Source organism: Stenotrophomonas sp. LMG 10879 (assembly GCF_002750935.1).
Classification (GTDB): Bacteria; Pseudomonadota; Gammaproteobacteria; order Xanthomonadales; family Xanthomonadaceae; genus Stenotrophomonas; species Stenotrophomonas lactitubi_B.
On record NZ_PEJT01000002.1, the window covers coordinates 58,836 to 83,951 of the forward strand.

At 67.9% G+C, this 25,116-nt stretch carries 20 protein-coding genes; 14 read left to right on the forward strand and 6 right to left on the reverse strand.

Translation table 11 applies throughout. The features are described from left to right. Positions 1-529: 529 nt before the first annotated feature. Positions 530-2,578: an ATP-dependent DNA helicase gene (locus tag CR919_RS03145; protein ID WP_099819103.1), complete on the forward strand. Its 2,049-nt coding sequence runs from the start codon at positions 530-532 to the stop codon at positions 2,576-2,578. Positions 2,579-2,587: 9 nt separating this feature from the next. Next, positions 2,588-3,301 (forward strand): tRNA (adenosine(37)-N6)-threonylcarbamoyltransferase complex dimerization subunit type 1 TsaB, encoded by a 714-nt coding sequence (gene tsaB, locus CR919_RS03150; RefSeq protein ID WP_099818837.1) that lies wholly within the window; start codon positions 2,588-2,590, stop codon positions 3,299-3,301. 516 nt (positions 3,302-3,817) lie between these two features. Here tsaB and CR919_RS03155 read toward each other — a convergent pair. Then, entirely contained in the window at positions 3,818-4,702 is an 885-nt protein-coding gene (locus CR919_RS03155) for an energy transducer TonB (protein WP_099818838.1), read from the reverse strand. Continuing rightward, the gene (gshB, locus tag CR919_RS03160) at positions 4,702-5,649 is read right to left on the reverse strand and encodes a glutathione synthase (protein ID WP_099818839.1); all 948 of its coding nucleotides are present in this window, start codon (positions 5,647-5,649) and stop codon (positions 4,702-4,704) included. Before gshB ends, CR919_RS03155 begins: the two co-directional genes overlap by 1 nt. Before the next feature lie 240 nt (positions 5,650-5,889). On the opposite strand from gshB, the gene pilG reads away from it, so the two are divergent. The 7 genes from pilG to CR919_RS03195 all read left to right on the forward strand — a co-directional run bounded on the left by pilG (position 5,890) and on the right by CR919_RS03195 (position 17,858). Continuing rightward, positions 5,890-6,291 (forward strand): twitching motility response regulator PilG, encoded by a 402-nt coding sequence (gene pilG, locus CR919_RS03165; protein WP_005418455.1) that lies wholly within the window; start codon positions 5,890-5,892, stop codon positions 6,289-6,291. An 18-nt stretch (positions 6,292-6,309) separates the two neighbouring features. Beyond that, entirely contained in the window at positions 6,310-6,672 is a 363-nt protein-coding gene (locus tag CR919_RS03170) for a response regulator (RefSeq protein WP_025877749.1), read from the forward strand. After that, the gene (locus CR919_RS03175; RefSeq protein WP_025877750.1) at positions 6,672-7,202 is read left to right on the forward strand and encodes a chemotaxis protein CheW; all 531 of its coding nucleotides are present in this window, start codon (positions 6,672-6,674) and stop codon (positions 7,200-7,202) included. Before CR919_RS03170 ends, CR919_RS03175 begins: the two co-directional genes overlap by 1 nt. Positions 7,203-7,243: 41 nt before the next feature. After that, positions 7,244-9,280 (forward strand): methyl-accepting chemotaxis protein, encoded by a 2,037-nt coding sequence (locus CR919_RS03180; protein WP_099818840.1) that lies wholly within the window; start codon positions 7,244-7,246, stop codon positions 9,278-9,280. 100 nt (positions 9,281-9,380) lie between these two features. Beyond that, positions 9,381-16,079 carry an Hpt domain-containing protein gene (locus tag CR919_RS03185; RefSeq protein WP_099818841.1) on the forward strand — a complete coding sequence of 2,233 codons (6,699 nt, stop codon included), beginning with the start codon at positions 9,381-9,383 and terminating at the stop codon, positions 16,077-16,079. After that, complete coding sequence (locus tag CR919_RS03190; RefSeq protein WP_099819104.1) at positions 16,066-17,397, forward strand: chemotaxis protein CheB; 1,332 nt, start codon at positions 16,066-16,068, stop codon at positions 17,395-17,397. Before CR919_RS03185 ends, CR919_RS03190 begins: the two co-directional genes overlap by 14 nt. Beyond that, the gene (locus tag CR919_RS03195; RefSeq protein WP_099818842.1) at positions 17,394-17,858 is read left to right on the forward strand and encodes a chemotaxis protein CheW; all 465 of its coding nucleotides are present in this window, start codon (positions 17,394-17,396) and stop codon (positions 17,856-17,858) included. The genes CR919_RS03190 and CR919_RS03195 overlap by 4 nt, the downstream gene beginning before the upstream one ends. Before the next feature lie 101 nt (positions 17,859-17,959). Here CR919_RS03195 and CR919_RS03200 read toward each other — a convergent pair whose 3' ends face one another. Next, entirely contained in the window at positions 17,960-18,697 is a 738-nt protein-coding gene (locus CR919_RS03200) for a 16S rRNA (uracil(1498)-N(3))-methyltransferase (protein ID WP_099818843.1), read from the reverse strand. Then, the gene (gene bioA, locus CR919_RS03205) at positions 18,688-20,079 is read right to left on the reverse strand and encodes an adenosylmethionine--8-amino-7-oxononanoate transaminase (protein ID WP_243379878.1); all 1,392 of its coding nucleotides are present in this window, start codon (positions 20,077-20,079) and stop codon (positions 18,688-18,690) included. The genes CR919_RS03200 and bioA overlap by 10 nt, the downstream gene beginning before the upstream one ends. 50 nt (positions 20,080-20,129) lie before the next feature. Between bioA and nudE the strand changes: the two genes are divergently transcribed. The 5 genes from nudE to CR919_RS03230 all read left to right on the forward strand — a co-directional run bounded on the left by nudE (position 20,130) and on the right by CR919_RS03230 (position 23,123). After that, positions 20,130-20,720, forward strand: coding sequence for an ADP compounds hydrolase NudE (nudE, locus tag CR919_RS03210; protein WP_099818845.1), 591 nt, complete (start codon positions 20,130-20,132; stop codon positions 20,718-20,720). Then, positions 20,717-21,520, forward strand: coding sequence for a 3'(2'),5'-bisphosphate nucleotidase CysQ (gene cysQ, locus CR919_RS03215; RefSeq protein WP_099818846.1), 804 nt, complete (start codon positions 20,717-20,719; stop codon positions 21,518-21,520). The genes nudE and cysQ overlap by 4 nt, the downstream gene beginning before the upstream one ends. 14 nt (positions 21,521-21,534) lie before the next feature. Beyond that, the gene (gene mazG / locus CR919_RS03220) at positions 21,535-22,371 is read left to right on the forward strand and encodes a nucleoside triphosphate pyrophosphohydrolase (protein ID WP_099818847.1); all 837 of its coding nucleotides are present in this window, start codon (positions 21,535-21,537) and stop codon (positions 22,369-22,371) included. Further along, a complete protein-coding gene (locus CR919_RS03225; protein ID WP_099818848.1) occupies positions 22,368-22,694 on the forward strand; it encodes a YnfA family protein in 327 nt (108 codons plus the stop codon). Before mazG ends, CR919_RS03225 begins: the two co-directional genes overlap by 4 nt. 126 nt (positions 22,695-22,820) lie before the next feature. Further along, positions 22,821-23,123: a DUF962 domain-containing protein gene (locus CR919_RS03230; RefSeq protein WP_099819105.1), complete on the forward strand. Its 303-nt coding sequence runs from the start codon at positions 22,821-22,823 to the stop codon at positions 23,121-23,123. A 33-nt stretch (positions 23,124-23,156) separates the two neighbouring features. Here CR919_RS03230 and CR919_RS03235 read toward each other — a convergent pair whose 3' ends face one another. Continuing rightward, positions 23,157-24,341 carry a GDSL-type esterase/lipase family protein gene (locus CR919_RS03235; RefSeq protein ID WP_099818849.1) on the reverse strand — a complete coding sequence of 395 codons (1,185 nt, stop codon included), beginning with the start codon at positions 24,339-24,341 and terminating at the stop codon, positions 23,157-23,159. Between the two features lie 14 nt (positions 24,342-24,355). Then, complete coding sequence (locus tag CR919_RS03240; RefSeq protein WP_099818850.1) at positions 24,356-25,108, reverse strand: glucose 1-dehydrogenase; 753 nt, start codon at positions 25,106-25,108, stop codon at positions 24,356-24,358. Positions 25,109-25,116: the final 8 nt, after the last annotated feature.

Here is a 25,116-nt window from a genome sequence, read left to right on the forward strand (position 1 = left end):
TGATGGTCTGATGCGGGTTGGCCGGGTGGATGGACTGGGCAGGGGGCGCTGCAAGTACGTCCATGTAAGCTCGGTCGCCGCATCCATGCGGCTCACGCCCCTGCCCAGCCCATCCACCCGGCCACGGACAGTTTCCTGCGGCCGCCGCAGGCAAGAACAAAATCAACATCAAACGCGGGTCGCGCGCTACGCGCACTCGCTGAGGGGTCGGAACCGTTTTCCAAAGGAAAACGGCTCCGACCCCTTCTACTTTCCCCGTTACACCAACCGCTTCTGCTCTGCCTTTGAATTCCGTCACCGGGAAACTGTCCAGGGTGGGGCGGGCAGGGTAGGCAGGACCGTTGGCGCCATGGATGGCGCCATCGAGCCCCCAAGGACGGGTTTACGGCGTGTCCTGGCTGCCCTGCCCACCCCATCCACCGCAACAGCAACCCAGAGCCATGAACGCAAGCTGTTGCTGTTGTTGTTGCCTGTGCTCTGGCTTGAAACGGGTGCCGGGCAGCGCCCGGCCGGGTATCCTCTCTGCCTGATGTCCGACCTTGTCCATGCCAGCCGCGAAGCCCTCAGCGAAGGCGGCGCGCTCGCCTCCCATCTGGATGCATTCGTCCCGCGTCCCGCGCAGCTGCGCCTGACCGAGGCCATTGCCGCGTCCATGCAGCAACGCGACCTGCTGCTCGCCGAAGCCGGTACCGGCACCGGCAAGACCTTTGCCTATCTGGTGCCGGTGCTGCTGTCCGGAATGCGCACCATCATTTCCACCGGTACCCGCGCGCTGCAGGACCAGCTCTACCACCGTGACCTGCCGCGCGTGCGCCAGGCGCTGGGCGTCGGCCTGCGCAGCGCATTGCTGAAGGGACGCAGCAACTACCTGTGCCGTTATCGCCTGCAGCAGGCACGCGGTGAGCCGCGATTCTCCAGCCCCGAACAGGCGGCACAGTTCCAGCGCATCCTGGCCTGGTCCGGCCGCTCGGATTCGGGCGATATCGCTGAACTCGATGGCCTGGCCGATGACTCGCCGCTGCTGCCGATGGTCACCTCCACCGTCGACAACTGTCTGGGCAACGAGTGTCCCTTCTGGGATGACTGCTTCGTCGTGCGTGCCCGCCAGCGTGCTCAGGCCGCCGACCTGGTCGTGGTCAACCACCACCTGCTGCTCGCCGATCTGGCGCTGAAGCAGGAGGGCTTCGGCGAGCTGCTGCCCGGTGCGCAGGCCTTCGTCATCGACGAGGCCCATCAGTTGCCCGAGCTGGCCGCGCAGTTCTTCGGCGAGGGCTTCGGCATGCGCCCCTGGCAGGAGCTGGGCCGTGACTGTCTGGCTGAAGCGCGCGGCGTGGGTGGCGCGCAGTCGGCATTGCAGGAACCGGTCGATCATCTGCAGCAGGCGTTATCTGCGTTGCGTGCTGCGATGGAGGGCTTGCCCGCGCGCGGTACGCAGTGGCGGGCGTTGGCAATGCCGCAGGTGCGCGAGGGTTTCGATGCGGTGATGTCCAGCCTGGTGGTGCTGGAGCAGGCACTGCAACCGTTGCGCGAAGCCGCTGCTGGCCTGGATGCCTGCCATGCGCGTGCGCGTGAGGCGATCTCGCGGCTGGGCCGTTGGCTCGGCGATGAAGAGCCCGCACTCGACTTCGATGCCGATCCCAGCGAAACGACCGCCGCCGCCGGCGACGTGCTCTGGTACGAGCTGACCCCGCGCGGTTTCCGCTGCCAGCGCACGCCGATGGATGTGTCCGCGCCGCTGCGCGAACATCGCGAACGCAGTCACGCTGCATGGATTTTCACCTCGGCCACGCTGACCGTTGGCGGCGGCTTCGAGCACATCGCCACGCGCCTGGGCCTGGACGATCCGCAGACGCTGGTGCAGCCCAGCCCGTTCAACTGGCCCGAGCAGGCACTGTGCTATTTGCCTGAAGGCTTGCCCGATCCAGCCGCGCGCGGTTTCGGAACCGCACTGATCCAGGTGCTGCGCCCGGTGCTGCAGGCGTCGCAGGGCAGGGCGTTCCTGTTGTTCGCTTCGCATCGTGCGCTGCGCGAGGCGGCCGAGGCGTTGCGTGATGGCCCCTGGCCGCTGTTCGTGCAGGGCGAAGCGCCGCGCGCGACCCTGCTGCAGCGTTTCCGTGAATCCGGCAATGGCGTGCTGCTGGGCTCGGCCAGCTTCCGCGAGGGCGTGGATGTGGTCGGCGAGGCCTTGAGCGTGGTGGTGATCGACAAGCTGCCCTTCGCCACGCCCGACGATCCGGTGTATGAAGCGCGGCTGGAGGCAATCCGTACCCAGGGCGGCAATCCGTTCCGCGACGAGCAGTTGCCGCAGGCGGTCATTGCCCTGAAGCAGGGCGTTGGCCGGCTGATCCGCAGCGAAACCGACCGCGGGGTGCTGGTGCTGTGCGACCCGCGTCTGCTCAACCGTGGCTATGGCAAGGTCTTCCTGCAGTCGCTGCCGCCGTTCCGGCGAACCCGGGCACTGACCGATGTGCAGGCCTTCTTTGCGCCACAATGGGGCCCCGTGGCAGATGCCGCAGCCCCGACCGCCGCCGTGGCGGGCCCGGAGCCGGTTCCCGGTGCCACGTTCCCCCTGTTCTGACCCGATCCGATGAAACTGCTCGCCTTTGAAACCGCCACCGAAGCCTGTTCCGTAGCCCTGCATGTTGATGGGCAGGTACTGGAACGCTTCGAGATCGCCCCCCGCCGGCATGCCGAACTGAGTCTGCCGTGGGCGGAGGAGCTGCTGGCCGAGGCCGGCATCAGCCGCCGCCAGCTGGACGGCATCGCGCTCAGTCGCGGTCCCGGTGCGTTCACCGGTGTGCGCCTGGCGATCGCATTGGCACAGGGCATCGCGCTGGCGCTGGATCGCCCGCTGCTGCCGGTGTCGACGCTGCAGGTGCTGGCGCTGCGCGCGCCGATGGAAGAGAAGCAGATCCTGTCGGCGATCGATGCGCGGATGGGCGAGTTGTACGTGGCACGTTTCGAGCGCGTGGATGGACTGCCGGTGGCCCGTGACGCCGAGCGCGTGTGCGTGCCAACGGCGGTGTCGTTGCCGGAAGGCACGTCCATCTACGGTGTTGGCACCGGGTTTGCCGCGGCTGACGGCGCGCTGGTCGCGCAGCTGGGGGCAGGTCTGCGCCGCTTCGATGCGATGGCACTGCCGCATGCAGCAGATGTGCTGGCACTGGCGGTACCGGCGTTCGCACGCGGCGAAGGCATCGCAGCGGAGAAGGTCGAGCCGGCGTACCTGCGTGACAACGTGGCGCTGACGCTGGTCGAGCAGCAGGCCGCGCGGGACGCGAAGGCGAAAGCCAACGGCTGAGCCCCTCGTGGCTTGGTTGGTCGCGTAAATCAAAAGCCGTGGGTTGACCGGGCGGGTGGGCTGCGCAGGGGACGCCGTGAATACGTCCCTGTAGGCTCGGGCGCGCCATCCATGGCGCTTACGCCCCTGCGCAGCCCACCCGCCCGGCCACGGACAGTTTCCGTGCGCGTCCGCCACGGAAATTCAAAACAAAATCAAAGTCAAAAGCCGATCGCTTCGCTCACATCCACGCATGGCGTGGATCTACTGTGCAGGTGTGGCGTGGATGCCTCGTGTCGACCAAGGTCGACACCTACCAACAGCAAAGATGCGCCGCGATCTATCAGAGGTGGGGCGGTGTGGGCTTGCAGGACCGTTGGCGCCATGGATGGCGCCATCGAGCCCCCAGGGATGGGTTTACGGCGTGTCCTGCAAGCCCACACCGCCCCGCCAAACCAACAGCCCAACCGCCGCTCTTGATCTTGCAGTTGCAGTTGCTTCCAGCGGGTCCCGGGCCGCAGGCCCGGGCAGAAAACCTTACCGGTCGTCGCGCAGTTCGCCACCCGGCAGGAACACCCACGTGCGCGTGACCTGCAGGATGTCGATCTGATCATCAGTGTCGGGCAACGTCGGGAACGGCTGCGCCAGCTGGATCACCCGCAGCGCCGCCTCATCCAACAGCGGCGTGCCGCTGGAGCGCAGGATGCGGCTGCTTTCCACGCTGCCATCGCGGCGCACCCCCACGCTGATCACCACCTGCCCACCCAGCCGGCGCTGCCGCGCTTCGTCGGGGTAGTTCAGGTTGCCGACCTGCTCTGCGCGGTCCACCCATGCGCGAAGGTAATTGGCGTAGGCGTATTCGCGCGTACTGGCCGAAACGAATTTCCGGTTCGGGCGCTTGGCGTACTGCGCCGAACGCAGGTGTACTTCCGCTGCCAGCCGCGCCATCTCGGCATCGCGCTGTTCGCGTGCAGTCATCGGTGCATCCGGGGTGGGCTGCAACGGGGTAGGGCGCGACTGCGCCAGGGCCACCGTGTCCTGGCCATTGCGGCTGCTGACCACGCGCGCCTGCGGTGGCGGCACCGGTGCTGCCGACTGGTGCTGCTGCGGTACCGGGCTGATGCCGGACTGCGCCTGCGGCACGATGCCGGCCTGGTTGTCGCGTGGGCGCTGCGCACGATCATGCTCGCCACCGCCCTCCTGGCTGGCGGCGGCCAGGAAATCGGCCTGCTTCGGGGTCAACGCGGTGCGGGTCTGGCTGAAGATCACTTCCAGGGTCGGTACCAGCGGCGCGTCGCCTTTCACGGCAAAGCCGACCCCGAGGATCAGCAGGGCGTGCACCAGCACCGACAGGGCGATGGTGGCGCCCAGCCGCTGCGCTTCGCGCGGCGGCGGGGCGAGGACGGCAGGTGCGGCATCCATCAGCGCAGATCGGCCTCGATCGCGTCGAACAGGGTGCCGGCGATGTTCAGGCCGTACTGCGCGTCCAGTTCGCGCACGCAGGTCGGGCTGGTCACGTTGACCTCGGTCAGGTAGTCGCCGATGACGTCCAGGCCGACGAAACGCATGCCACGGCGCTTCATCTCCGGGCCGACCTGGGCGGCGATCCAGCGGTCGCGTTCGCTCAGCGGCCGGCCTTCGCCGCGGCCACCGGCGGCCAGGTTGCCGCGGAACTCATCGCCCTGCGGAATGCGCGCCAGGCAGTAATCGACCGGCTCGCCATCGACCAGCAGGATGCGCTTGTCGCCGGCAGTGATGTCGGGAATGAACTTCTGGGCCAGGGCCAGCTTGCGGCCGCCGTCGGTCAGCGTTTCCAGGATCACGTTCAGGTTGGGGTCGCCCTGGCCGCTGCGGAAGATCGAGCGGCCGCCCATGCCATCCAGCGGCTTCAGCACGGCCTGGCCGTGTTCCAGCGCGAAGGCCTTCAGTGCCTTGGCGTCGCGGCTGACCAGGGTCGGCGGGCAGCACTGCGGGAACAGCAGCGCGGCCAGCTTCTCGTTGTAGTCGCGCAGGCCCTGTGGGTTGTTGACCACGCAGGCACCGGCGGCGGCGGCGACATCCAGCACCTGGGTGTCGTAGACGTACTCGGCGTCGACCGGCGGGTCCTTGCGCATCAGCACGACCTGGCCGGGGCCGAATTCCGTCCGGCTGAATGCGCCCAGCTCGTACCAGCCGGCGGGGTCGTCGCGCACCTGCAGGGGGGCGGTCCAGGCCACGGCCACCCCGCCTTCCAGCGCCAGCCCGCCCGGGCGCACGTAGTGCAGGGCGTGGCCGCGGCGCTGGGCTTCCAGCAGCATGGCGAACGTGGTGTCCTTGGTGATCTTGATGTGGGCGATGGGATCCATCACCACGATGACGTTCAACGGCATGGGCGCACCTGTCAGGCAAGACGTTGATGGTAGCGGCAACGCCGGCCGTGCGCCTCCCCGGCGATGTGCAACGCAGCGTCCCTTGCCGGGCTGCGCAGTGATTGCCAATCCGGTCACGTTCAGCCCGGCGCCACGCCCCGCGCCACGGACCGCCCTTGAAGCGGGCGCGGGAAGTGCGATATAGATACGCTTTCGCAGCGGCTCCCGCCAAAGATTGGGCCGTGCGCTTGGGGAATGGCAATGACTGAAAACACGACTGCGGGCGGGGAGCTCGCAGGACTCCGGGTGATGGTCATCGATGACTCGAAGACCATCCGCAGGACTGCGGAAACACTACTGAAGCGCGAAGGCTGCGAAGTAGTGACCGCAACGGACGGTTTCGAGGCCTTGGCCAAGATCGCCGACCAGCAGCCGCAGATCATCTTCGTCGACATCATGATGCCGCGCCTGGATGGCTACCAGACCTGCGCACTGATCAAGGGCAACCAGCTGTTCAAGGCGACCCCGGTGATCATGCTGTCGTCCAAGGACGGCCTGTTCGACAAGGCGCGGGGGCGCATCGTCGGCTCGGAGCAGTACCTGACCAAGCCATTCACGCGCGAAGAACTGCTGGGTGCCATCCGCACGTACGTCAACGCCTGACCAGGGGGGAAAGGCACAATGGCTCGTATCGTCCTGATCGAGGATTCACCGACCGACCGCGCGGTGTTCACCCAATGGCTGCGCCGTGCCGGCCATGAGGTGCTGGAAGCGGACAATGCCGAAGATGGCCTGCAGCTGGTCCGCGACCAGGTGCCGCAGCTGGTCCTGATGGACGTGGTGCTGCCGGGCATGAGCGGTTTCCAGGCGACCCGGGCGATGGCCCGCGACGCCGCGATCAAGCACATCCCGGTCATCATCGTCAGCACCAAGGCGATGGAAACCGACAAGGCCTGGGGGCTGCGCCAAGGCGCCGCCGATTACATCGTCAAGCCGCCGCGCGAGGAAGAACTCATCGCGCGGATCAACGAGCTGGTGGCCTGATGCGCTCGCCCTTCGACATTCTTGAAGCCTACGAACGGCGCAGCCTGGCCCACGCGGTGCAGCTGCCCGGGCGGCAGTTCGCCCAGGACCTGTGGCGTGGCGTCGGTTTCCGTGTCGGCCAGCGCCGGCTGGTGTCCGATTTCCGCGAAGTGGTGGAGATCGTGCCGATGCCGCCGGTGACCCCGGTGCCCTGCGCGCAGCCGTGGCTGCTGGGCGTGGGCAACCTGCGCGGCAACCTGTTCCCGGTGGTCGACCTGAAATATTTCCTGGAAGGTGCGCGCACCGTCCAGCAGGAAGGCCAGCGCGTGCTGATCATGCGCCAGGCCGGTGGCGACGTCGCCCTGACCATCGACGAACTGTTCGGCCAGCGCAGTTTCGAGCTGACCCAGCAGATCGAGGCCGGTTCACTGGCCGAAGGACGCTACGGGCACTTCGTCGATCGCGCTTTCCATGCCGATGGCAACGACTGGGGCGTGTTTTCGCTCTCGCTGCTGTCGCGTACCCCTGAATTCCGGCAAGCCGCGGCCTGAGGCCGGGCATCGCCCCCTGCATTGAAAATCGAGGTTGAACGATGAGTACTGCTTCGGATGCCACCAAGTCCGGCAAGCTGCGGCTGGGCGGCAGCAACCTCTGGCTGGCGCTGCTGGCCCTGTCGATGATCCTGTTCGGTGTGAACACCGGTGTGTCCACCTGGCAGGGCAGCCGCCTGGCCGATGCCGGCTCCAAGGCCGCGGACCTGCAGGTGCTGTCGCAGCAGCTGGCCAACCAGGGCCGTGACGCGGTCGGCGGCAATGCGCAGGCCTTCACCGCCTTCAAGGCCACCCGCAACGCGATCGAGCAGAACGTATCGACCCTGCAGGGGCGCTACGGCAACGAGCCGGGCGTCTCCGGGGCGATCTCGACCCTGGCCGACACCTGGACGCCGCTGGGCAAGCAGGCCGGCCAGCTGGTCGCCAGCGAGCCGGCGGTGCTGGCCCTGGCCGGCAACGCCAACAACTTCTCCGGTGCGGTGCCGGGCCTGCAGGCCCAGTTGAACGAACTGGTGCGTGCGATGTCCGCCTCCGGCGCCCCGGCGTCGCAGGTCTACAGTGCCCTGCAGCAGGTGGTGGTGGCCGGTTCGATGGCCCGTCGCGTGACTGAAATCCGTGCCGGCGGCACGGCTGCGGCCGCTGCCGGCGACGCGCTGGCCCGCGACATCACCGTGTTCTCGCAGGTGCTCGATGCGCTGCGCAATGGCAACGAGGATCTGGGCATCACCGCCGTGCGCGGCGCTGCCGCCGTTGCGGCGCTGGAGCAGTCGCAGCAGAAGTGGGAGGCGATGAAGCAGGACGCCGACGCGATCCTGGCCAGCTCGCGCCAGCTGTTCGCCGCGCAGTCCGCTGCCGCCGCGCTGGGCCAGGGTTCGGCGAAGATGCTGACCGACAGCCGCAAGCTGTTCGAAGCGTTCTCCTCGTTCGGCTCGGTGTCCGACACCCGCCTGTTCCCGAATTTCTGGATCGGCGTGGTATCCGGTGCGCTGTCGCTGATCGCGATCATCGGCTTCGTCTCCACCAACGTGCGCAGCCGCTCGCGCGAACAGGAACTGCGCTACCAGACCCAGGTGGAGTTCAACAGCCGCAACCAGCAGGCGATCATGCGGCTGCTGGATGAAATCTCCTCGCTCGGTGAGGGCGACCTGACCGTGAAAGCCTCGGTGACCGAGGACATGACCGGCGCGATCGCAGACGCCATCAACTACGCGGTGGATGAACTGCGCCACCTGGTGACCACCATCAACGACACCTCGGCCAAGGTCGCGCTGTCGACCCAGGAAACGCAGGCAACGGCGATGCAGCTGGCCGAAGCGGCCGGCCACCAGGCCAACCAGATCACCTCGGCATCGGACCGGATCGGCGAAATCGCCGCCAGCATCGAGCAGGTATCGCGCAACTCGGCCGAGTCGGCCGACGTGGCACAGCGTTCGGTGGTGATCGCCGCCGAGGGTGCCGGCGTGGTCCGCGAGACCATCCAGGGCATGGACCAGATCCGCGACCAGATCCAGGAAACCTCCAAGCGCATCAAGCGCCTGGGCGAGTCCTCGCAGGAGATCGGCTCGATCGTGGAACTGATCAACGACATTTCCGAGCAGACCAACATCCTGGCGTTGAACGCGGCTGTGCAGGCGGCGTCGGCCGGTGAAGCCGGTCGCGGTTTCGCGGTCGTGGCCGACGAAGTGCAGCGCCTGGCAGAGCGCACCTCCGGTGCGACCCGACGCATCGAGAACCTGGTCCAGGCCATTCAGGCCGATACCAACGAAGCGGTCACCTCGATGGAACAGACCACCGCCGAAGTGGTGTCCGGTGCGCGCCTGGCCGAAGACGCCGGTACCGCACTGACCGAGATCGAGCGCGTGTCCAACGCACTCAACACCCTCATCAAGAACATCTCCATCGCCGCCCAGCAGCAGTCGTCGGCGGCGTCGGACATCACCCGCACGATGGGCGTGATCCGCCAGATCACCGGCCAGACCTCGCAGGGTGCCGGGCAGACCGCCGAGTCGATCGGCCACCTGGCGCAGCTGGCGGCCGACCTGCGTCGTTCGGTCGCCGACTTCAAGCTGCCGGCGTGACACGGGCAGGGCGGCGAGCAAGGAACCAGTCGATGAAGCATTTCCATTCCCCACGCCAGGATCCGCGCGACCGTCGCGCGGCGGCGACCGGAGCGCATCCATGAGCAGCCTGCGCGATGCGATGAGCCACGCGGCCCTGGGCTGGGTCAAGCCCGAGCTGGACGAGACCCTGCGCCTGGTGCGCAACGAGGTCGAGTACTTTGCCGAGGACCCGGGCGACAGCAGCCGCATGCGCATCTGCGCCGGCTACCTGCACCAGGTGCAGGGCACGCTGCGCATGGTTGAACTGTACGCCCCGGCGATGGTGGCCGAAGAGCTGGAACAGCTCGCCGTTGCCGTCGGCAAGGGCGAAGTGGCCGAGCGCGACGAGGCCTGCGCCACCCTGATGCGCGGCAGCGTGCTGCTGCCCGATTACCTGGAGCGCCTGCAGAACGGGCACCGTGACATTCCGATCGTGCTGCAGCCGCTGCTCAACGAGATCCGCGCCGCCCGTGGCGAAGCGCTGATCAACGACAGCGTGCTGTTCGCGTTCGCGCCCGATTCGGTGACCGCCACCGAAGCGGAACTGGACCACGCACGCGGCAGCCTCAGCGGCCGCAACCGCGAACTGCTGGACACCGTCGGCAATGCGGTCAAGGAAGAACTGCTGCAGGTCAAGGATGCCCTGGACCTGCACCTGCGTACCGACGGCGCGCCGCAACAGCTGCAGGAGCAGGTGACCAAGCTGGGCTCGGTGGCCGATACGCTGGGCATGCTCGGCCTGGGCGCCGCGCGCGGCGTGGTCGTGCAGCAGCGTGACGCGCTGCGCGGGGTTGTCGAAGGCCGCCAGCAGATCGACGAAGACATGCTGCTGGATATCGCCGGTGCGCTGCTTTATGTCGACGCGTCGCTGGACGACCAGGTCGCACACCTCGGCGCCAGCGGCAGTGGCCAGGATGATCCGAGCGCGGTGGAGAACCGGCGCACGGTGGAAGTGCTGGCACACGAGGCGATCGCCAATTTCGCCGCCGCCCGCGAGCATTTCGTCGCCTTCATTGAAACCAGCTGGAACCACGCCGAACTGCAGGATGTGCCGCGCCTGCTCGGCGATGTCTCCGGCGCATTGCGCATGCTCGACCTGGGCACCGCTGCCGACTACCTGCGCGGCGTGCAGCAGTACATCGAAGCCGAACTGATCGGCCGCCAGCGCGTGCCCAGTGGCCGCCAGCTGGACACCCTGGCCGATGCCATGGCCAGCCTGGAGTACTACCTGGAAGCCCTGCGTGACCGCCGTCCGGGTCGCGAGGACATCCTCGACATCACCCGCAGCAGCCTGGAAGCGCTGCGCTACTGGCCGCTGCCCGAGCGTGGCGTGGTCGCAGCCGAAGCCGATGCCGTGCAGCCGGTCGTACGCGAAGCCGTGGCCGTGCCGGCCGTGCCGCTGCAGATCGAACCGCTGGACGCCATCGTGCAGGCCGCCGCGCCGGCGCCGGGCGACATGCCCGTGCCGCTGCCCGATTTCACCTTCGATCCGCTGCCGGAGGCCCCGGCCGCCGACAACGGCCTGATGTTTGGATCGCTGGGTACGCCGGCTGTCCCTGCCGAACCGCGCGACACCCCGGCGCCCCTGTTGTTCGCGGCCTCCAGTGCACCTGCGCCGGAAGTGCCGCAGTGGGAGCTGGGTGGATTCGACGCGTCGGCGGATGCGGCTGCGGAACGCAGCGACGAGCGTGCGCCGACGTTCGACAGCTTTGATCCGGTCAGCTTCGATCCGGTGTCGGCCGAACAGTCCAACTCCGCTGCCTGGACGCTGTCCGGGATTCCGGAGCTGGAAGCGCGCGATACGCGTGTAGCCGCCATGGACGACAACGATGACGCCCTCCCGGCGACGTCGTTGCACGAAGCCTCGTTCGCTGCGCCGCTGGATGCGGTCGTTTCGCAGGCATTCGATCCGGTTGCCGCCGAGCAGGACGGCCAGCCGCCGCTGAACGACGATGTGGTGTTCCGTTTCGACAGCAACCTGTTGCACAACGCCGATGACGTGCTGTCGCTGGAGGCAATGGAAACGCTGTCGCTGGACGACGAACAGGAGTCGCCGGCGACACTGGAATTCATCGACGCAGTTGCGGCGCCGCAGGCCGACGATGGGCTGGCCGTTGCCGAACTGAGCGACGCCACCGCCGAGACCGAGGCTGAGGCTTACGTCGTACCTGCCGCTGATCTGCGCGCGACCGAAGACCTGCCTGCATCGACGGCTGCGCCGACCGTGGCGCTGGTCGATGTGGATACCATCGCGCCGATCGACTTCAGCGAGGCCGATGCGCAGTTCTTCGCAGAACTGAACGCCGCCGCCGCCGACTTCAATCCGCAGGCCACGCAGGCGACTGCCGGGTCGACCGGAACCGTGCCGGCGGCCGTGGCCGAAGGCGGGTTCGATGCGGGTTTCGACGATGATGCCGAGAATATCGACCAGGACATCCGCGAGGTGTTCCTGGAGGAATTCGACGACGAGCTCGGCAATCTCGGCACGCTGCTGCCGGCCTGGCGCATGCAGCCGGACAACATGGATCGGCTGCGGCCGATCCGGCGCATTTTCCACACACTGAAGGGCAGTGGCCGCCTGGTCGGCGCACGTACCCTGGGTGAGTTCGCGTGGAAGATCGAGGGCATGCTCAATCGCGTGCTCGATGGCACCCGTGCCGCCACGCCGGCGGTGCTGGCGATGGTCGATCACGCTTACACGGCACTGCCGCAGTTGAACGCGGCACTGCGCGATGGCCAGCGGGTCAGCGTCGACCTGCAGGCGATGCAGGCCATCGCCGATCGCGTGGCTGCAGGCGAAGAGACGTTCTACGTTGCGCTACCGGGCGCTGCTGTGCCGACGGTGGTGGCAGCGTCCGATGTTGTCGAGCCGCTGGGCAGCACCGAACCGGTTGTCGATGCACCGGCAGAGAGCGCCGTCGAAGTGGCGGGTACCCCGGCCAACATCGACAGCGTGCTGCGCGAGATCCTGGAGGCCGAGGTGGAACTCCACCAGGCCACCCTGCAGGGCTGGTTGCGCTCGGCGCAACAGGCACCGCAGCCGGTCAGCGATGCACTGCTGCGTGCGGTGCACACCATGAACGGCGCCTTCGCGATGACCGAAGTGCCGGAAATCACCGCCGTTACCGGCGGCGCCGAGTCGTACATCAAGCGCGCACTTGCCGCCGAGGTTGTGCCGGGTGATGACGCCGTGGCGGCCCTGGACGAGACCGCGCAGGCGATCAACGCGACCATGGACGCGCTGCAGGCCGAGCAGCCACGGATTGCGCCGCAGGCTGAACTGGCGCAGCGCCTGCAGGCGCTGGCCGGTGAACTGCCGGAAGCACGCTGGCCGATGGCCGGGCTGGACGTCGAGGATGAAGACGAAGACGACCAGCTGCTTTCGCTGGTCGCCGATGCCGATGCCGACGTGGTCGAGTCGCCCCATGGGCTTGAGATCGAGCCAGAAGCCGGACGTGATACCGACGTCGCCGACGCCGACGCGCTGGATGCAATGCAGGTCAGCGAGGACGCGTTGAGCGACGCGGGCCTCGAGTCCGCTGAGTTGACCGGCAGCGATGATCTGTCGCGCTACTTCGACGCAGGGTGGCCTTCGATGCCGGACGCCCCGGCGCCGGAATCGACGTTGGAAGTGGCTGCTTCCCCGCTCGTCGGCGCGGAGATCGATGCCGGCCCGGCAGTGCCAGCATCGGAAGACACCGCCCTGGAAGACACCGCGCTGACGGCGGTGGACGATCTGTCGCCGTATCTGGACGCCAGCGCGCTGCCGGTTGACGACCGCGACCTGGATGTCGCAAACGACCTGAATACGCCGCTGCCGTTCACACCTGAAACAGCGGTGGATGACGACGCTGCTGCAGTGCCACTCGACAGCGAGCTGTCCAGCCTGCAGGATGAAATGGCTGTGCCGGGCTTCGTAGACCCGGTCACGCTGGAAGCCGCGCTCGAGGCCGGCCTGCACGTGATCGACGAGGAGCAGGGCCAGGACGAAGACGGGCAATGGCCCGTGCTCGGCCTGCAGGCCAGCGAACTCGCGCCTGGCGAGGCGGAAGCCTTTGCCGAGGATGCGGACGTCGGCGGGGAGGCGGCGGTCGGTGAAGGAGAGAGCGCCGACCAGCCGTCCCCGGCGACGGTGGAAGACGTCGAGTCCACGGACTCGACGCAGGACGCCATTTCGCCCTCGCGTTTCTTCGAACTGGAAGATGCTCCGGACCAGGCCGCCGTAGCGGACAGCGGCATGATCGTGGTGCCGATCGTGGCTGAGGCTGAGGCTGCGGCGACCAATGCCGAACCTGTCGCCATCGACAGCGCCGATGCGGTGGTGCCGGCGGACACTGCTCTGCTCGACGCCCAGACCGAATCCGAGACCGAATCCGAATCCGAATCCGAATCCGAATCCGAGACCGAAGACAGCGCCGACCTGCTCGACTTCAGCGTCTATGACCGCGAGCTGGTCGACATCTTCGTCGAGGAAGGCAAGGACCTGCTGGATCATTGCGATGGACTGATCAGCGAACTGCGCGAAGCGCCGCAGGATCGCGAAGCCCTGGCCGGCCTGCAGCGCGATCTGCATACGCTGAAGGGCGGTGCGCGCATGGCGGGCATCAATGCCATCGGCGATCTCGGCCACAGCATCGAATCGTTGCTGGAGGCCGTCGCTGGCGGGCGCACCGAGATCGAACGTCGTGACGTGCAGTTGCTGGAACGCGGTTTTGACCGTCTGCACCAGCTGCTGACCCGCACTGGCGAACACCGCGTTGTCGAGCCGGCACAGGATCTGCTCGATGCCTTTGAAGCACGGACCACGACCGACATCGCCGCCGCTGCCAGCGCAGCTGCAGCCGCTGCTGCCACCGAGGCGGAGCAGACTCCGCAGGTCACTCCGGCCGTGGCCGTGGTCGATGCGCCGCTGTCGGCACCGTTGCCCGTGGAAGGCTCCACCGAAGAAGACCCGCTGGCCCGTCCGCAGCAGGAACAGGTGCGTGTGCGCGCCGACCTGCTTGACCGCCTGGTCAACCACGCCGGCGAAGTGGCGATCTACCGTTCGCGCCTGGAACAGCAGCTCGGTGCCTTCCGCGGCGCGATGGGCGAGCTGGAACGCACCAACGCGCGTCTGCGCGACCAGCTGCGTCGCCTGGACCTGGAAACCGAGGCGCAGATCGTTGCCCGCTACCAGCGCGAGCAGGACCAGGCCGACCACAAGTTCGATCCGCTGGAACTGGACCGTTTCTCCACCCTGCAGCAGCTCAGCCGCGCGCTGAACGAGTCCGCCGCCGATCTGGGTGGCCTGCAGGGCGTGCTGGACGATCTGTCGCGCCAGTACGATTCGCTCCTGCAGCAGCAGTCGCGTGTCAGTTCGGAACTGCAGGACGGCCTGATGCGCGCGCGCATGGTGCCGTTCGACGGCCTGGTGCCGCGCCTGCGCCGGGTGGTCCGCCAGGCCGGCATGGACACCGGCAAGCAGGTCCATCTGACCCTGGAAGGCACCCACGGCGAACTCGACCGCAACGTGCTCGATCGCATGGTCGCGCCGCTGGAGCACATGCTGCGCAACTCGGTTGCCCATGGCCTGGAAGCACCGGAACAACGTCGTGCCGCCGGCAAGCCGGAAGAAGGCGAAATCGCCATCCGCCTGCACCGTGAAGGCTCGGAAATCGTGCTGGACGTGGCCGACGACGGCGCGGGCCTGGATCGTGAGGCGATCCGCCGTCGCGCCATCGAACGCGGCCTGTTGCCTGCCGATGCGCAGCCGAGCGAGCAGGAGCTGGACAACCTGATCTTCGCGTCGGGCTTCTCCACCGCCGACCAGGTCAGCCAGCTGGCGGGCCGTGGCGTCGGCATGGACGTGGTCGGCAACGAAGTGCGCCAGCTCGGTGGCTCGGTCGACATCCAGTCGGTGCGTGGCCAGGGCGTGCGTTTCACCCTGCGCCTGCCGCAGACGCTGGCGGTCACCCAGGCAGTGTTCGTGCAGATCGGCGAAACCACCTTCGCAGTACCGGTGGCGTCGGTCAGTGGCATTGGACGGCTGTCGCACGAACGCTTCGAAGCGGCCGACAGCAGCTACCGCTACGGCGGCGAAGACTATCCGCTGTACGACCTCGGCAGTCTGGTCGGCCAGGCCCCGGCGCGCGCCGATGGCCAGGCCCAGGTGCCCTTGTTGCTGGTCCGCGCGGGCGACCTGCGCGCCGCCGTTGCGATCGATCAGGTGCTGGGCAACCGCGAAGTCGTGGTCAAGCCGGTGGGCCTGCAGATCGCCTCGGTACCGGGTATCTACGGTGCCACCATCACCGGCGATGGTCGCGTGGTGGTGATCCTGGACGTGGCCCCGCTGGTGCGCCGCTTCCTGGCCAACCCGACCCCGCCGGTGCTGGTCAATGCACCCCGCCAGGAACGGCAGGTGCCGTTGGTGATGGTGGTGGACGATTCGCTGACCATGCGCAAGGTCACCGGCCGCATCCTGGAGCGTCACAACTTCGAGGTGAGCGTCGCCCGCGATGGCGTCGAAGCTCTGGAGCAACTGGAAGAGCGCGTGCCGGACCTGATGCTGCTGGACATCGAAATGCCGCGGATGGACGGCTACGAGCTGGCTACCGCAATGCGTGCCGACCCGCGCTACAAGGACGTGCCGATCGTGATGATCACCTCGCGCAGCGGCGACAAGCACCGCCAGCGCGCCTTCGAAATCGGTGTGCAGCGCTACCTGGGCAAGCCTTACCAGGAGCTGGACCTGATGCGTAACGTGTACGACTTGCTGGGGATTGCCCGTGTCCGTGAGTGACCTCGATCCGGTTCCGGCCGTAGCCCTGCTGGCCCGTCCGGGTGCGGCGCGTGAGCGCCTGCGCGAGGCGTTGGCCCATGCCGACGTGCAGATCGTGCTGGAAGACGATCCCATCACGCTGGAACCGCAGGCGCTGCAGGATGCACGCCCGCAGTTCGTGGTGATCGCGCTGGAAGCGGCCATTGAAGATGCGCTGGAGCGCCTGGAACCGGCGCTGTCGGCACCCGGGTTGACGCTGGTGTTCGACGAGGCTGAACTGGCCGCGCGTCGCGATGGGTGGGAAGCGCAGCGCTGGGGCCGTCACCTGGCCGCCAAGCTGCACGGCCACCAGCAGGTGCTGCCGCCGGGTGCCGAGGACGAACCGGCATTGCAGCTTGAGCCGGGCCGGCCGTCGACGCCGCCGGTGCCGAAGGAAACCGCGCTGCAGCCGCACCTGGAGCAGGCCCGTTCGTGGGCCGACGACGTGCCGGCGGATGGCCTCTATTCGCCGCCAGCCCATCTGCATGAGCCGATCACGCTGGAGCAGGCACTGGCGGCGCTGCAGCCGGTGCTGGCGGAGGCGGCGACGCCCGTTGATGCAGCGCCTGCACCGCCGCCGGTGCCGGTCGCTCCCCCGACGGTATTCACCGATCACACCGCCTGGTCGCTGGTCGACGAGGCCAGCGACGCGCCGGCAGAGCCGCGTGCTGCTGCGACGGTCGCGGCGCCGGAACCGGCGTTCGACACCGAGCATCTGTCACTGGTCGACCTGGACGCCGCCGCACCCGCAGGCAGCCGCGCCGGTGCGCTGCTGGTACTGGCCGGTATCGGCGGTCCCGATGCGTTGCGCCGCCTGCTCGCGGCACTGCCCAGCGGGCTGGCCGTGCCGGTGCTGGTGCACATGCGCCTGGATGGCGGCCGCTATGGCAACCTGGTCAAGCAGATGGCGCGCGTATCGCCGCTGCCGGTGCAGTTGGCCGAAGCCGGCCAGCGCGCCACCGCGGGTGAAGTACACGTGCTGGCCGATGACATCGGCGTGCATGCCGCCGCCGATGGCCTGTATTTCCAGAGCGAAGCGCAGGGCATCTCGATTGCCACGCTGTCGGCCGAGCACAGCGCGCTGGTGCTGCTGAGTGGTGCCGATCTGGCCCATGTCGGCCCGGCGTTGGACCTCGCCGCCGCCGGCGCCTGGGTAGCCGGGCAGGTGGGCGAAGGCTGCTACGACCCGGCTGCGGCAACGGCCGTGGTCGCTGCCGGCATGGTGGCCGGTGAACCGCAGGAACTGGCGCAGGTGATCGCCGCGCGCTGGGGCCTGGATGACGACGGAGATGCCGCATGAGCTACGCCAGCAATGATGAGATCCGTGGCGTCCTGATCTCGGCCGGTGCCGAACGGGTCCTGCTGCCCAATGCCACCGTGGCCGAGATGATGTCGCGGGTGCCGGTGCAGGCAATCGCCGATGCTCCGCGCTGGCTGGTGGGTGAGATCGGCTGGCACGGCTGGCAGGTGCCCCTGGTGTCGTTCGCGCGACTCTCCGGGTTGGGCGAAGAGACGGTGGCCGGCCACAACAAGGTGGTGGTGCTCAAGACCCTCAGCGGCAACCCGGAGCGCCCGTATTACGCGCTGCTGACGCAGAGCTTCCCGCAGCTGATCTCGGTACCGCGCGATGGCCTGCTGGCCGACGCATCCGAGGAAACCCTGCCCGACATCGTGCACATGCGCGTGCTGCTGGGCGAACAGAGCGCCCTGTTGCCGAACCTCGACGCACTGGAAGCTGCGGTGGATTCGCTGACGGCCTGACCGGAATCCGCCGGGCATGGCCCGGCGCTACCGCAGGCGTTCCGGATATCGGGTAGCGCCGGGCCATGCCCGGCGAGCGCAGCGGCCACCGGACCGGAGCCTTACCCCAGATCGCCCAGCCGTGCCTGCAATGCCGCGATCGCGGCCAGGCCTGCGGTTTCCGTGCGCAGGATGCGTGGGCCCAACTGCAGGCCCTGGAAGCCTGCGGCCGCCAACTGCTCACGGTCACGCGGCGACCAGCCACCTTCCGGGCCGATCGCGATCACCACGCCGCCGGCTGGCGCCGCCTGCAGTGTCGACAGCCGGTGCGCTCCCAACGGGTCCAGGGTCAACCGCAACGTGTCGGCGGGCAGTGCCGCGCTGGCCTGTGCCAGCGACTGCGGCGGCCCTACCTGCGGAATGCGCGCACGTCCGGATTGCCCGCAGGCCGACTGCACCACGTTGTTCCAGTGCGCCACGCGTTTCTCCGCGCGTGCTGCATCCAGCTTCACCTCGGTACGTTCCGCGTTCACCGGCACGATGGCGCTCACCCCCAGCTCGGTGGCCTTCTGCAGGATCAGGTCCATCTTCTCGCCGCGAGCGATGCCCTGCAGCAGGGTGATCGTCAGCGGCGATTCGTTGCCGATCGGCTGCACCTGATCGATGCGCACCTGCACTTCGCGCTTGCCGGCCAGCGTCAGCGTCGCGGTGTAGTCGTGGCCATCGCCGTTGAACAGCACGCAGGTGTCACCCTCGCGCAGGCGCATCACCCGCACCAGGTGGTTGGCCGTCTCTTCCGGCAGGGTCACGGTCTGGCCGCTGTGCAGCGCCAGGTCGATGGGGCAGCGGGTCACGCGCATGCAATCGCCTCGTCGATGGCTGCCAGCGTCGTATGTGCCAGCAGCTCCAGTTGTTCGTCGTCCACGCAGTACGGTGGCATCCAGTACAGCACGTTGCCCAGCGGGCGCAGCACCACACCGCGTTTCAGCGCGGCCTTGTAGGCGTGCAGCCCCAGCTTCAGCGCCGGATCGAAGGGCGTGCGCTTGTCGCCGTTGCGGGTCAGTTCGAAGGCCACCACCATCCCGGCCTGGCGCACATCGGTCACGTGTGGATGGTCGGCGAACGGTGCGGCCAGGGTGCCCATCACCGAGGCGATGCCGCGGTTGCGGGCGATCACATCGTCGTCGCGGAAAATGTCCAGCGTGGCCAGCGCCGCCGCACAGGCCAGCGGGTTGCCGGTGTAGCTGTGCGAATGCAGGAAGGCGCGTTCCCGCGAATCATCAAGGAAGGCGTCGTACAGCGCCTGCGTGGCCAGCACCGCAGCCAAGGGCAGGAAACCGCCGGTCAGGCCCTTGGACAGGCACAGCAGATCAGGCATCACCCCGGCCTGCTCGCAGGCGAACATGGTGCCGGTGCGGCCGAAGCCGGTGGCGATCTCGTCGGCAATCAGGAAGGCGCCATGGGCATCGCACAGTTCACGCACGCGCTGCAGATAGGCCGGATCGTGCATGCGCATGCCACCGGCGCACTGCAGCCGTGGTTCCAGGATCACCGCGCAGATCTCGCCCGGATGCTGGTCGAACAGCGTGGCCAGGCCATCGGCGGCCTGGCGAGCGCGGTCGGCTGCACTCTGCCCGGGCTCGGCCAGGTAGGCGTCGGGCGAGGGCGCGAACAGGCCCTCGGCCAGCAATGGCGCATAGACGCGGCGATACAGCGGGATGTCGGCCAGTGCGAGGGCACCCAGCGTCTCGCCGTGGTAGCCGTTCTCCAGCGAGATGAAGCGCGTGCGCCGGTTCTCACCGCGGTTCTGGAAATACTGGAAGGCCATCTTCAGCGCCACTTCGACGCCGGCCGAGCCGTTGTCGGCGTAGAACACCTTGGCCAGCGGCGCGCGGCCGGGCTGGCGCGGCGCCAGGGCCAACAGGCGTTCAGCCAGGGTGATCGCCGGTTCATGGCCGAAGCCGGCCAGCATGACCTGTTCCAGCTGCCCGGCCTGGGCGGCGATGGCACCGCCGATGCGCGGCTCGGCATGGCCGAACAGGTTGGTCCACCAGCTGCTGACGGCGTCCAGGTAGCGGTTGCCGTCGTGATCGATCAGCCAGGCGCCTTCGCCGCGGGCGATCGGCACCAGCGGCAACGTGTGCGGATGCTCGCGCATCTGCGTGCACGGGTGCCATAGGACCTGGAGGTCGCGTTGCCGCCAGTGCTGGACCAGCGGAGAGGGGGTTGGGTCTGCTAGCATTTCGGGCTCATGAACATGTTGCTGCCTGCACATTCTATCGGCCTCGGCGCATGCGCCGGCTGCCACGGAGATTCCGCGTGAACGATGACCGCGCAAGGCGTCCTCTGCCGATCATCCATCGGATCACCGACGAGGAGAACGGGCCCTTCCAGCGCCAGCACCTGGACCTGGAGTTCTCCAATGGCGAACGCCGCCGCTTCGAGCGCCTGGTCAGCCGTGGCCATGGCGCAGTGGTGGTGGTGCCGATGCTCGATGATGAAACCGTGCTGCTGGTGCGTGAATACGCGGCCGGCATGCATCGCTACGAGCTTGGCCTGGTCAAGGGCCGGATCGATGCCGGCGAAACGCCGGAGCAGGCCGCCGACCGTGAGCTGAAGGAAGAGGCCGGTTATGGCGCACGGCGGGTCGACGTGCTGCGCGCGATGACCCTGGCGCCGACCTACATGAGCCATCAATCCTGGCTGGTGGTCGCACGCGACCTGTACCCGGAGAAGCTGGCCGGAGACGAGCCGGAGGAGCTGGAAGTGGTGCCGTGGAAGCTGGCCGATCTGGACCAGCTGATGCTGCGCGAGGACTTTTCCGAAGGGCGTTCGCTGGCGGCGCTGTTCATCGCCCGCCAGTGGCTGCAGGGAGCACGATGATCAAGCTGACCACGGAACTGCGCGAGACCGCGATCGCCATCGCCCAGGAAGCCGGGCAGGCCATCATGCAGGTCTACAGCAACGGTTTCGATGTGACACTCAAGGACGACGACAGCCCGGTCACCGCTGCCGATCTCGCTGCCGACCGGGTGATCCAGCAGGGGCTGCGCCAGCTGACCCCGGACCTGCCGATCCTGTCGGAGGAGTCGCCGCTGGTGCCGTGGGAACAGCGTCAGCACTGGGGCGCGTACTGGCTGGTCGATCCACTCGATGGCACCCGTGATTTCGTCAAGCGCAATGGCGAGTTCAGCGTCAACATCGCGCTGATCTACCAGGGCGCGCCGGCTTTCGGCGTGGTCCAGTCGCCGGTCACCGGCATTGTCTGGCACGCGATGCGCGGCGAGCTGGCGTATCGCCGGCAGGGCGTGCATGACACCGTGCTGCGTACCCGTACACCCGCGACTGCGCCGCTGCGGGTCGCCGCCAGCCGTTCGCATCGTTCAGCCGAGACGAATGCGTTGCTGGCCCGGATGGGCGACATCGAGACCGTGGTGCAGGGCTCTTCGCTGAAGTTCTGCCGGATCGCCGAAGGTGGCCTGGATGTCTATCCGCGGCTGGGCCCGACCTCCGAATGGGATACCGCTGCCGGCCAGTGCGTGCTGCACGCGGCCGGTGGTGCGGTGCTCTCGGTCGGCACCGGCAAGCCGTTCCGCTACAACCGCAGGCCGACGCTGTTGAACGGCGAGTTCATGGCGCTGGGCGATACCAGCCTGCCGTGGCGGGACTGGTTGTCCGATTGATCCTGGAGAAACGCATGAGCACGCACGACACCCCTGCCACCGGCGACGCCAGCGCGGAGCTGCAGCGCCTGCTGGCTATCATGGCGCGCCTGCGCGACCCACAGGGCGGTTGCCCCTGGGACCTGGAGCAGGACTTCGCCACCATCGCGCCCTATACGATCGAAGAAGCCTATGAAGTGGCCGATGCGATCGATCGAGGCGACCTCGACGACCTCTGCGATGAACTGGGTGACCTGCTGCTGCAGGTCGTGTTCCATGCGCGCATGGCCGAAGAGCAGGGCGCGTTCGCCTTCGCCGAGGTGGCGCGCGCGATCAGCGACAAGATGCAGCGGCGGCACCCGCATGTGTTCGCCGATGTCAGCGTCGATGATGCCGAGGGCGTCACGCGCAACTGGGACGCGATCAAGCGTGCCGAGCGTGCTGCCAAGGGCGAGCAGGACAGCTCGGCGCTGGCCGGGATCTCCCGCGGCTTGCCGGAATGGCAGCGGGCGGTGAAGCTGCAGTCGCGCGCGGCCAAGGTCGGCTTCGACTGGCCCGGTCCGCTGCCGGTGCTGGACAAGGCGGCCGAGGAGCTGCAGGAACTGCGCGAGGAGTTCGAGCGCGGCGATATCGCCGGCAACAAGGCGCGCCTGCAGGAGGAACTGGGTGACCTGCTGTTTGTCTGCGCCAACCTGGCGCGGCATGCGGACATCGATCTGGGTGCCGCGCTGCGTGGGGCCAACCACAAGTTCGAACGTCGCTTCCGTTCGATGGAGGCGCAGGCCGAGGCACAAGGCGATTCGCTGGCTGCACTCGATCTGGATGCACAGGAAGCGCTCTGGCAGCACGCCAAGGCTACGGAAAAGGCGTGAAAACGCTGGGTCTGTTCCTGCTGACCGCGCTGGCCGAGATTGTCGGCTGTTACCTGCCCTGGCTGTGGCTGCGCAAGGGCGGCAGCATCTGGCTGCTGCTGCCGGCGGCGGCCAGCCTGGCGTTGTTCGCCTGGCTGCTGACCCTGCACCCGACCGCCAGCGGCCGCGTTTACGCCGCGTATGGTGGCGTGTACATCGGCACGGCGCTGTTCTGGTTGTGGCTGGTCGACGGCATCCGTCCCAGCCGCTGGGACCTGCTGGGTGCTGCGCTCTGCCTGGCCGGCATGGCCGTGATCATGTTCGGGCCGCGGCAGCCGGTCTAATGGCCGCGTCTCCTTTCCTGTAGAGCCGAGCCATGCTCGGCTGCTCTTGTCCGGCGTGGCCGAGTAGGCTCGACTCCACGCAGCAAAGGCGCATGATGGAGCCGGTCATCGCCCCGGAGCATGAGCATGTCCCGCTTCGCCAGTTTCCGCGAGTTCTACCCGTTCTATCTCAGCGAGCACCGCAACACGATATCGCGACGCCTGCATTTCATCGGCAGCTGCGGCGTGCTGCTGCTGGTCGCCAGCGCCGTGCTGCGTGGGCAGCCGCCGCTGCTGTTGGCAGCACTGGCCTGCGGCTACGGCTTTGCCTGGGTCGGCCACTTCTTCTTCGAGAAGAACCGCCCTGCAACCTTCCGCCATCCGCTGTATTCCTTCATCGGTGACTGGTTGATGTTCGCCGACATCCTGCGGGGCAGGGTGAAATGGTGATGTCACCCGGAGAGCCGGCCTGCACCGGACGACTCAACGCGCGTTGCAGCCCAGCATCGCCAGGTCGATCGAGTCGGCCATGCGCCGGTAGCCCTCGTCGTTCGGGTGCAGATGATCGCGGGTGATGTCCGCCGGCAATGACTCCGGCTGTTTCGGATCACGCAGCGCCGCATCGAAATCCACCACGCCATCGAAGCCGGTGTCCTTGCCACGCGCCCACTGGTTGATCGCGGTGCGGGTGGCGGCCGATGCCGGTTCGTAGCGCTCCGAATCGCCGAAGGGCGTCAGTGTGCCGAGATGGGCGCGGATGCCATGCGCGTGCAGCCGTGCTGCCACCTGGCGGTAGCCCAGCAGCATGTCCGCCGCGCTGCGCCCCGGCAGCGGCTGTGCACCGCCACCGTGGCGGATGTCATTGATGCCTTCGAACAGGATCACCTGGTCGGCGTCGGCCACCGCGATCACGTCGCGATCCAGCCGCGACAGCGCGCTGTGGCTGCGGCCATGGTCCAGCAGCTTGTTGCCGCTGATGCCCTGGTTGAGCACCACGAAGCGGTCCGGGCAGGCCTGCTGCAGACGCTGGCCCAACCGCTCGGGCCATTGGTTGAACGAGCCACGCGAGGCCGTCGCGCCCTCGGTGATGGAATCACCCAGGGCCACGATCACCTGCGGCCGATCCGCGCGCTGCACCAGCACGGCCGAGAACACATTCTGCTGGTAACCCATGCGCACGCTGTCGGCCACCGCATCCGGCTTGCCGTCGGCCACCCGCACCACGGTGCGGCGCACCGCAGGGCGGGTGGGCTGCGGGAAGTACGCGGTCACGCTGATCTCCTGCAGGGCGGCGACCTGCAATGGCAACGCATCACTCAGCAGCGCGGCACCCACTGGTACGTCGATGGACGCGCGTCCATCGACGGTGACCGGCAGCGCTGTCGCCCTGCCATCCTTCAGGCGTACCCGCACCGCTTCCACATGCAGCGGCGTGGTGCCCAGCTCGTTGCTGATGCGCAGCCGCAGCGCATCGCCCTTGCTGCCCAGGCGCATGTCCTGGCGCACGGTCTGCGCGGCGAACTGTACCGGCGCATCGGCGCTGCCATCCTTGCGGTCAGGTGCGGGCGAAGCGGTCCAGGCGGTGACCCAGACCGGTGCGGCCAGCGCCACGGGGGCGGCCACGGCGCTGCCGATGGCCAGGGAAAGCACGGTGATCCAGCGCTGCATGGGCTTCGGTCCGGTCAGGAGAAGTAGGTGCCGCCGTTGACGTCCAGATTGACGCCGGTGACGAATGCTGCCGCGTCCGACGCCAGGTACACCGCCGCATCGGCCGCTTCGTCCGGCTGGCCCTGGCGACGCAGCGGCGTCGCGCCGGCCACCGCCGTGCGCACTTCCGGCTTGGTGAATTCATCATGGAAGCGCGTGGCGATCATGCCGCAGCACAGCGCATTCACGCGGATGCCCTTCGGCCCCAGCTCCTTGGCCATGGCCCGGGTGAAGGTCATCACGCCGGCCTTTGCGGTGGCGTAGATTGCCGCGCCAGGGCCACCGCCATCGCGACCGGCCTGCGAGGCGAAGTTGACGATCGCCGCACCTTCGCCCATGTGCGGTACCACGGCGTGGGTGGTCAGGTAGGTGGAGGTCAGGTTGAGGTCGATGACCTTGTGGAAGAACGCCGGATCGATGTCGGCCAGCGGACGACGTTCGACCATGCCGCCGGCCACGTTCACCAGTACGTCGATGCGCTGGCCGAATGCCGCCTGGGTTGCTGCGACCAGGCCGGCCACCGCGGCCGGATCGGTGACGTCGGCGCGGTGGGCGATGGCCTGGCCGCCAGCAGCCTTGATCAGCGCCAGCGTTTCCTGCGCGCTGGCTTCGTCGTTGGCGTAGTTGAGGCAGACGCGTGCGCCGGCCGCAGCCAGCTTGATCGAGACGGCACGGCCGATATCACGGCCACCACCGGTGACGATGGCCACCTTGTCCTGGAACGACATGCGGAAAA

Excerpts from the sequence above, each read along its gene's own strand:
- pilG (WP_005418455.1), top strand. The coding sequence starts at position 5,890 with ATGACTGAAAACACGACTGCGGGCGGGGAGCTCGCAGGACTCCGGGTG.
- CR919_RS03170 (WP_025877749.1), top strand. The coding sequence starts at position 6,310 with ATGGCTCGTATCGTCCTGATCGAGGATTCACCGACCGACCGCGCGGTG.
- CR919_RS03240 (WP_099818850.1), bottom strand. The coding sequence starts at position 25,108 with ATGTCGTTCCAGGACAAGGTGGCCATCGTCACCGGTGGTGGCCGTGAT.
- CR919_RS03180 (WP_099818840.1), top strand. The coding sequence starts at position 7,244 with ATGAGTACTGCTTCGGATGCCACCAAGTCCGGCAAGCTGCGGCTGGGC.
- cysQ (WP_099818846.1), top strand. The coding sequence starts at position 20,717 with ATGATCAAGCTGACCACGGAACTGCGCGAGACCGCGATCGCCATCGCC.
- CR919_RS03230 (WP_099819105.1), top strand. The coding sequence starts at position 22,821 with ATGTCCCGCTTCGCCAGTTTCCGCGAGTTCTACCCGTTCTATCTCAGC.
- nudE (WP_099818845.1), top strand. The coding sequence starts at position 20,130 with ATGCGCCGGCTGCCACGGAGATTCCGCGTGAACGATGACCGCGCAAGG.
- CR919_RS03155 (WP_099818838.1), bottom strand. The coding sequence starts at position 4,702 with ATGGATGCCGCACCTGCCGTCCTCGCCCCGCCGCCGCGCGAAGCGCAG.
- mazG (WP_099818847.1), top strand. The coding sequence starts at position 21,535 with ATGAGCACGCACGACACCCCTGCCACCGGCGACGCCAGCGCGGAGCTG.
- CR919_RS03145 (WP_099819103.1), top strand. The coding sequence starts at position 530 with ATGTCCGACCTTGTCCATGCCAGCCGCGAAGCCCTCAGCGAAGGCGGC.
- tsaB (WP_099818837.1), top strand. The coding sequence starts at position 2,588 with ATGAAACTGCTCGCCTTTGAAACCGCCACCGAAGCCTGTTCCGTAGCC.
- bioA (WP_243379878.1), bottom strand. The coding sequence starts at position 20,079 with ATGCTAGCAGACCCAACCCCCTCTCCGCTGGTCCAGCACTGGCGGCAA.
- CR919_RS03195 (WP_099818842.1), top strand. The coding sequence starts at position 17,394 with ATGAGCTACGCCAGCAATGATGAGATCCGTGGCGTCCTGATCTCGGCC.
- CR919_RS03235 (WP_099818849.1), bottom strand. The coding sequence starts at position 24,341 with ATGCAGCGCTGGATCACCGTGCTTTCCCTGGCCATCGGCAGCGCCGTG.
- gshB (WP_099818839.1), bottom strand. The coding sequence starts at position 5,649 with ATGCCGTTGAACGTCATCGTGGTGATGGATCCCATCGCCCACATCAAG.
- CR919_RS03175 (WP_025877750.1), top strand. The coding sequence starts at position 6,672 with ATGCGCTCGCCCTTCGACATTCTTGAAGCCTACGAACGGCGCAGCCTG.
- CR919_RS03200 (WP_099818843.1), bottom strand. The coding sequence starts at position 18,697 with ATGCGCGTGACCCGCTGCCCCATCGACCTGGCGCTGCACAGCGGCCAG.
- CR919_RS03185 (WP_099818841.1), top strand. The coding sequence starts at position 9,381 with ATGAGCAGCCTGCGCGATGCGATGAGCCACGCGGCCCTGGGCTGGGTC.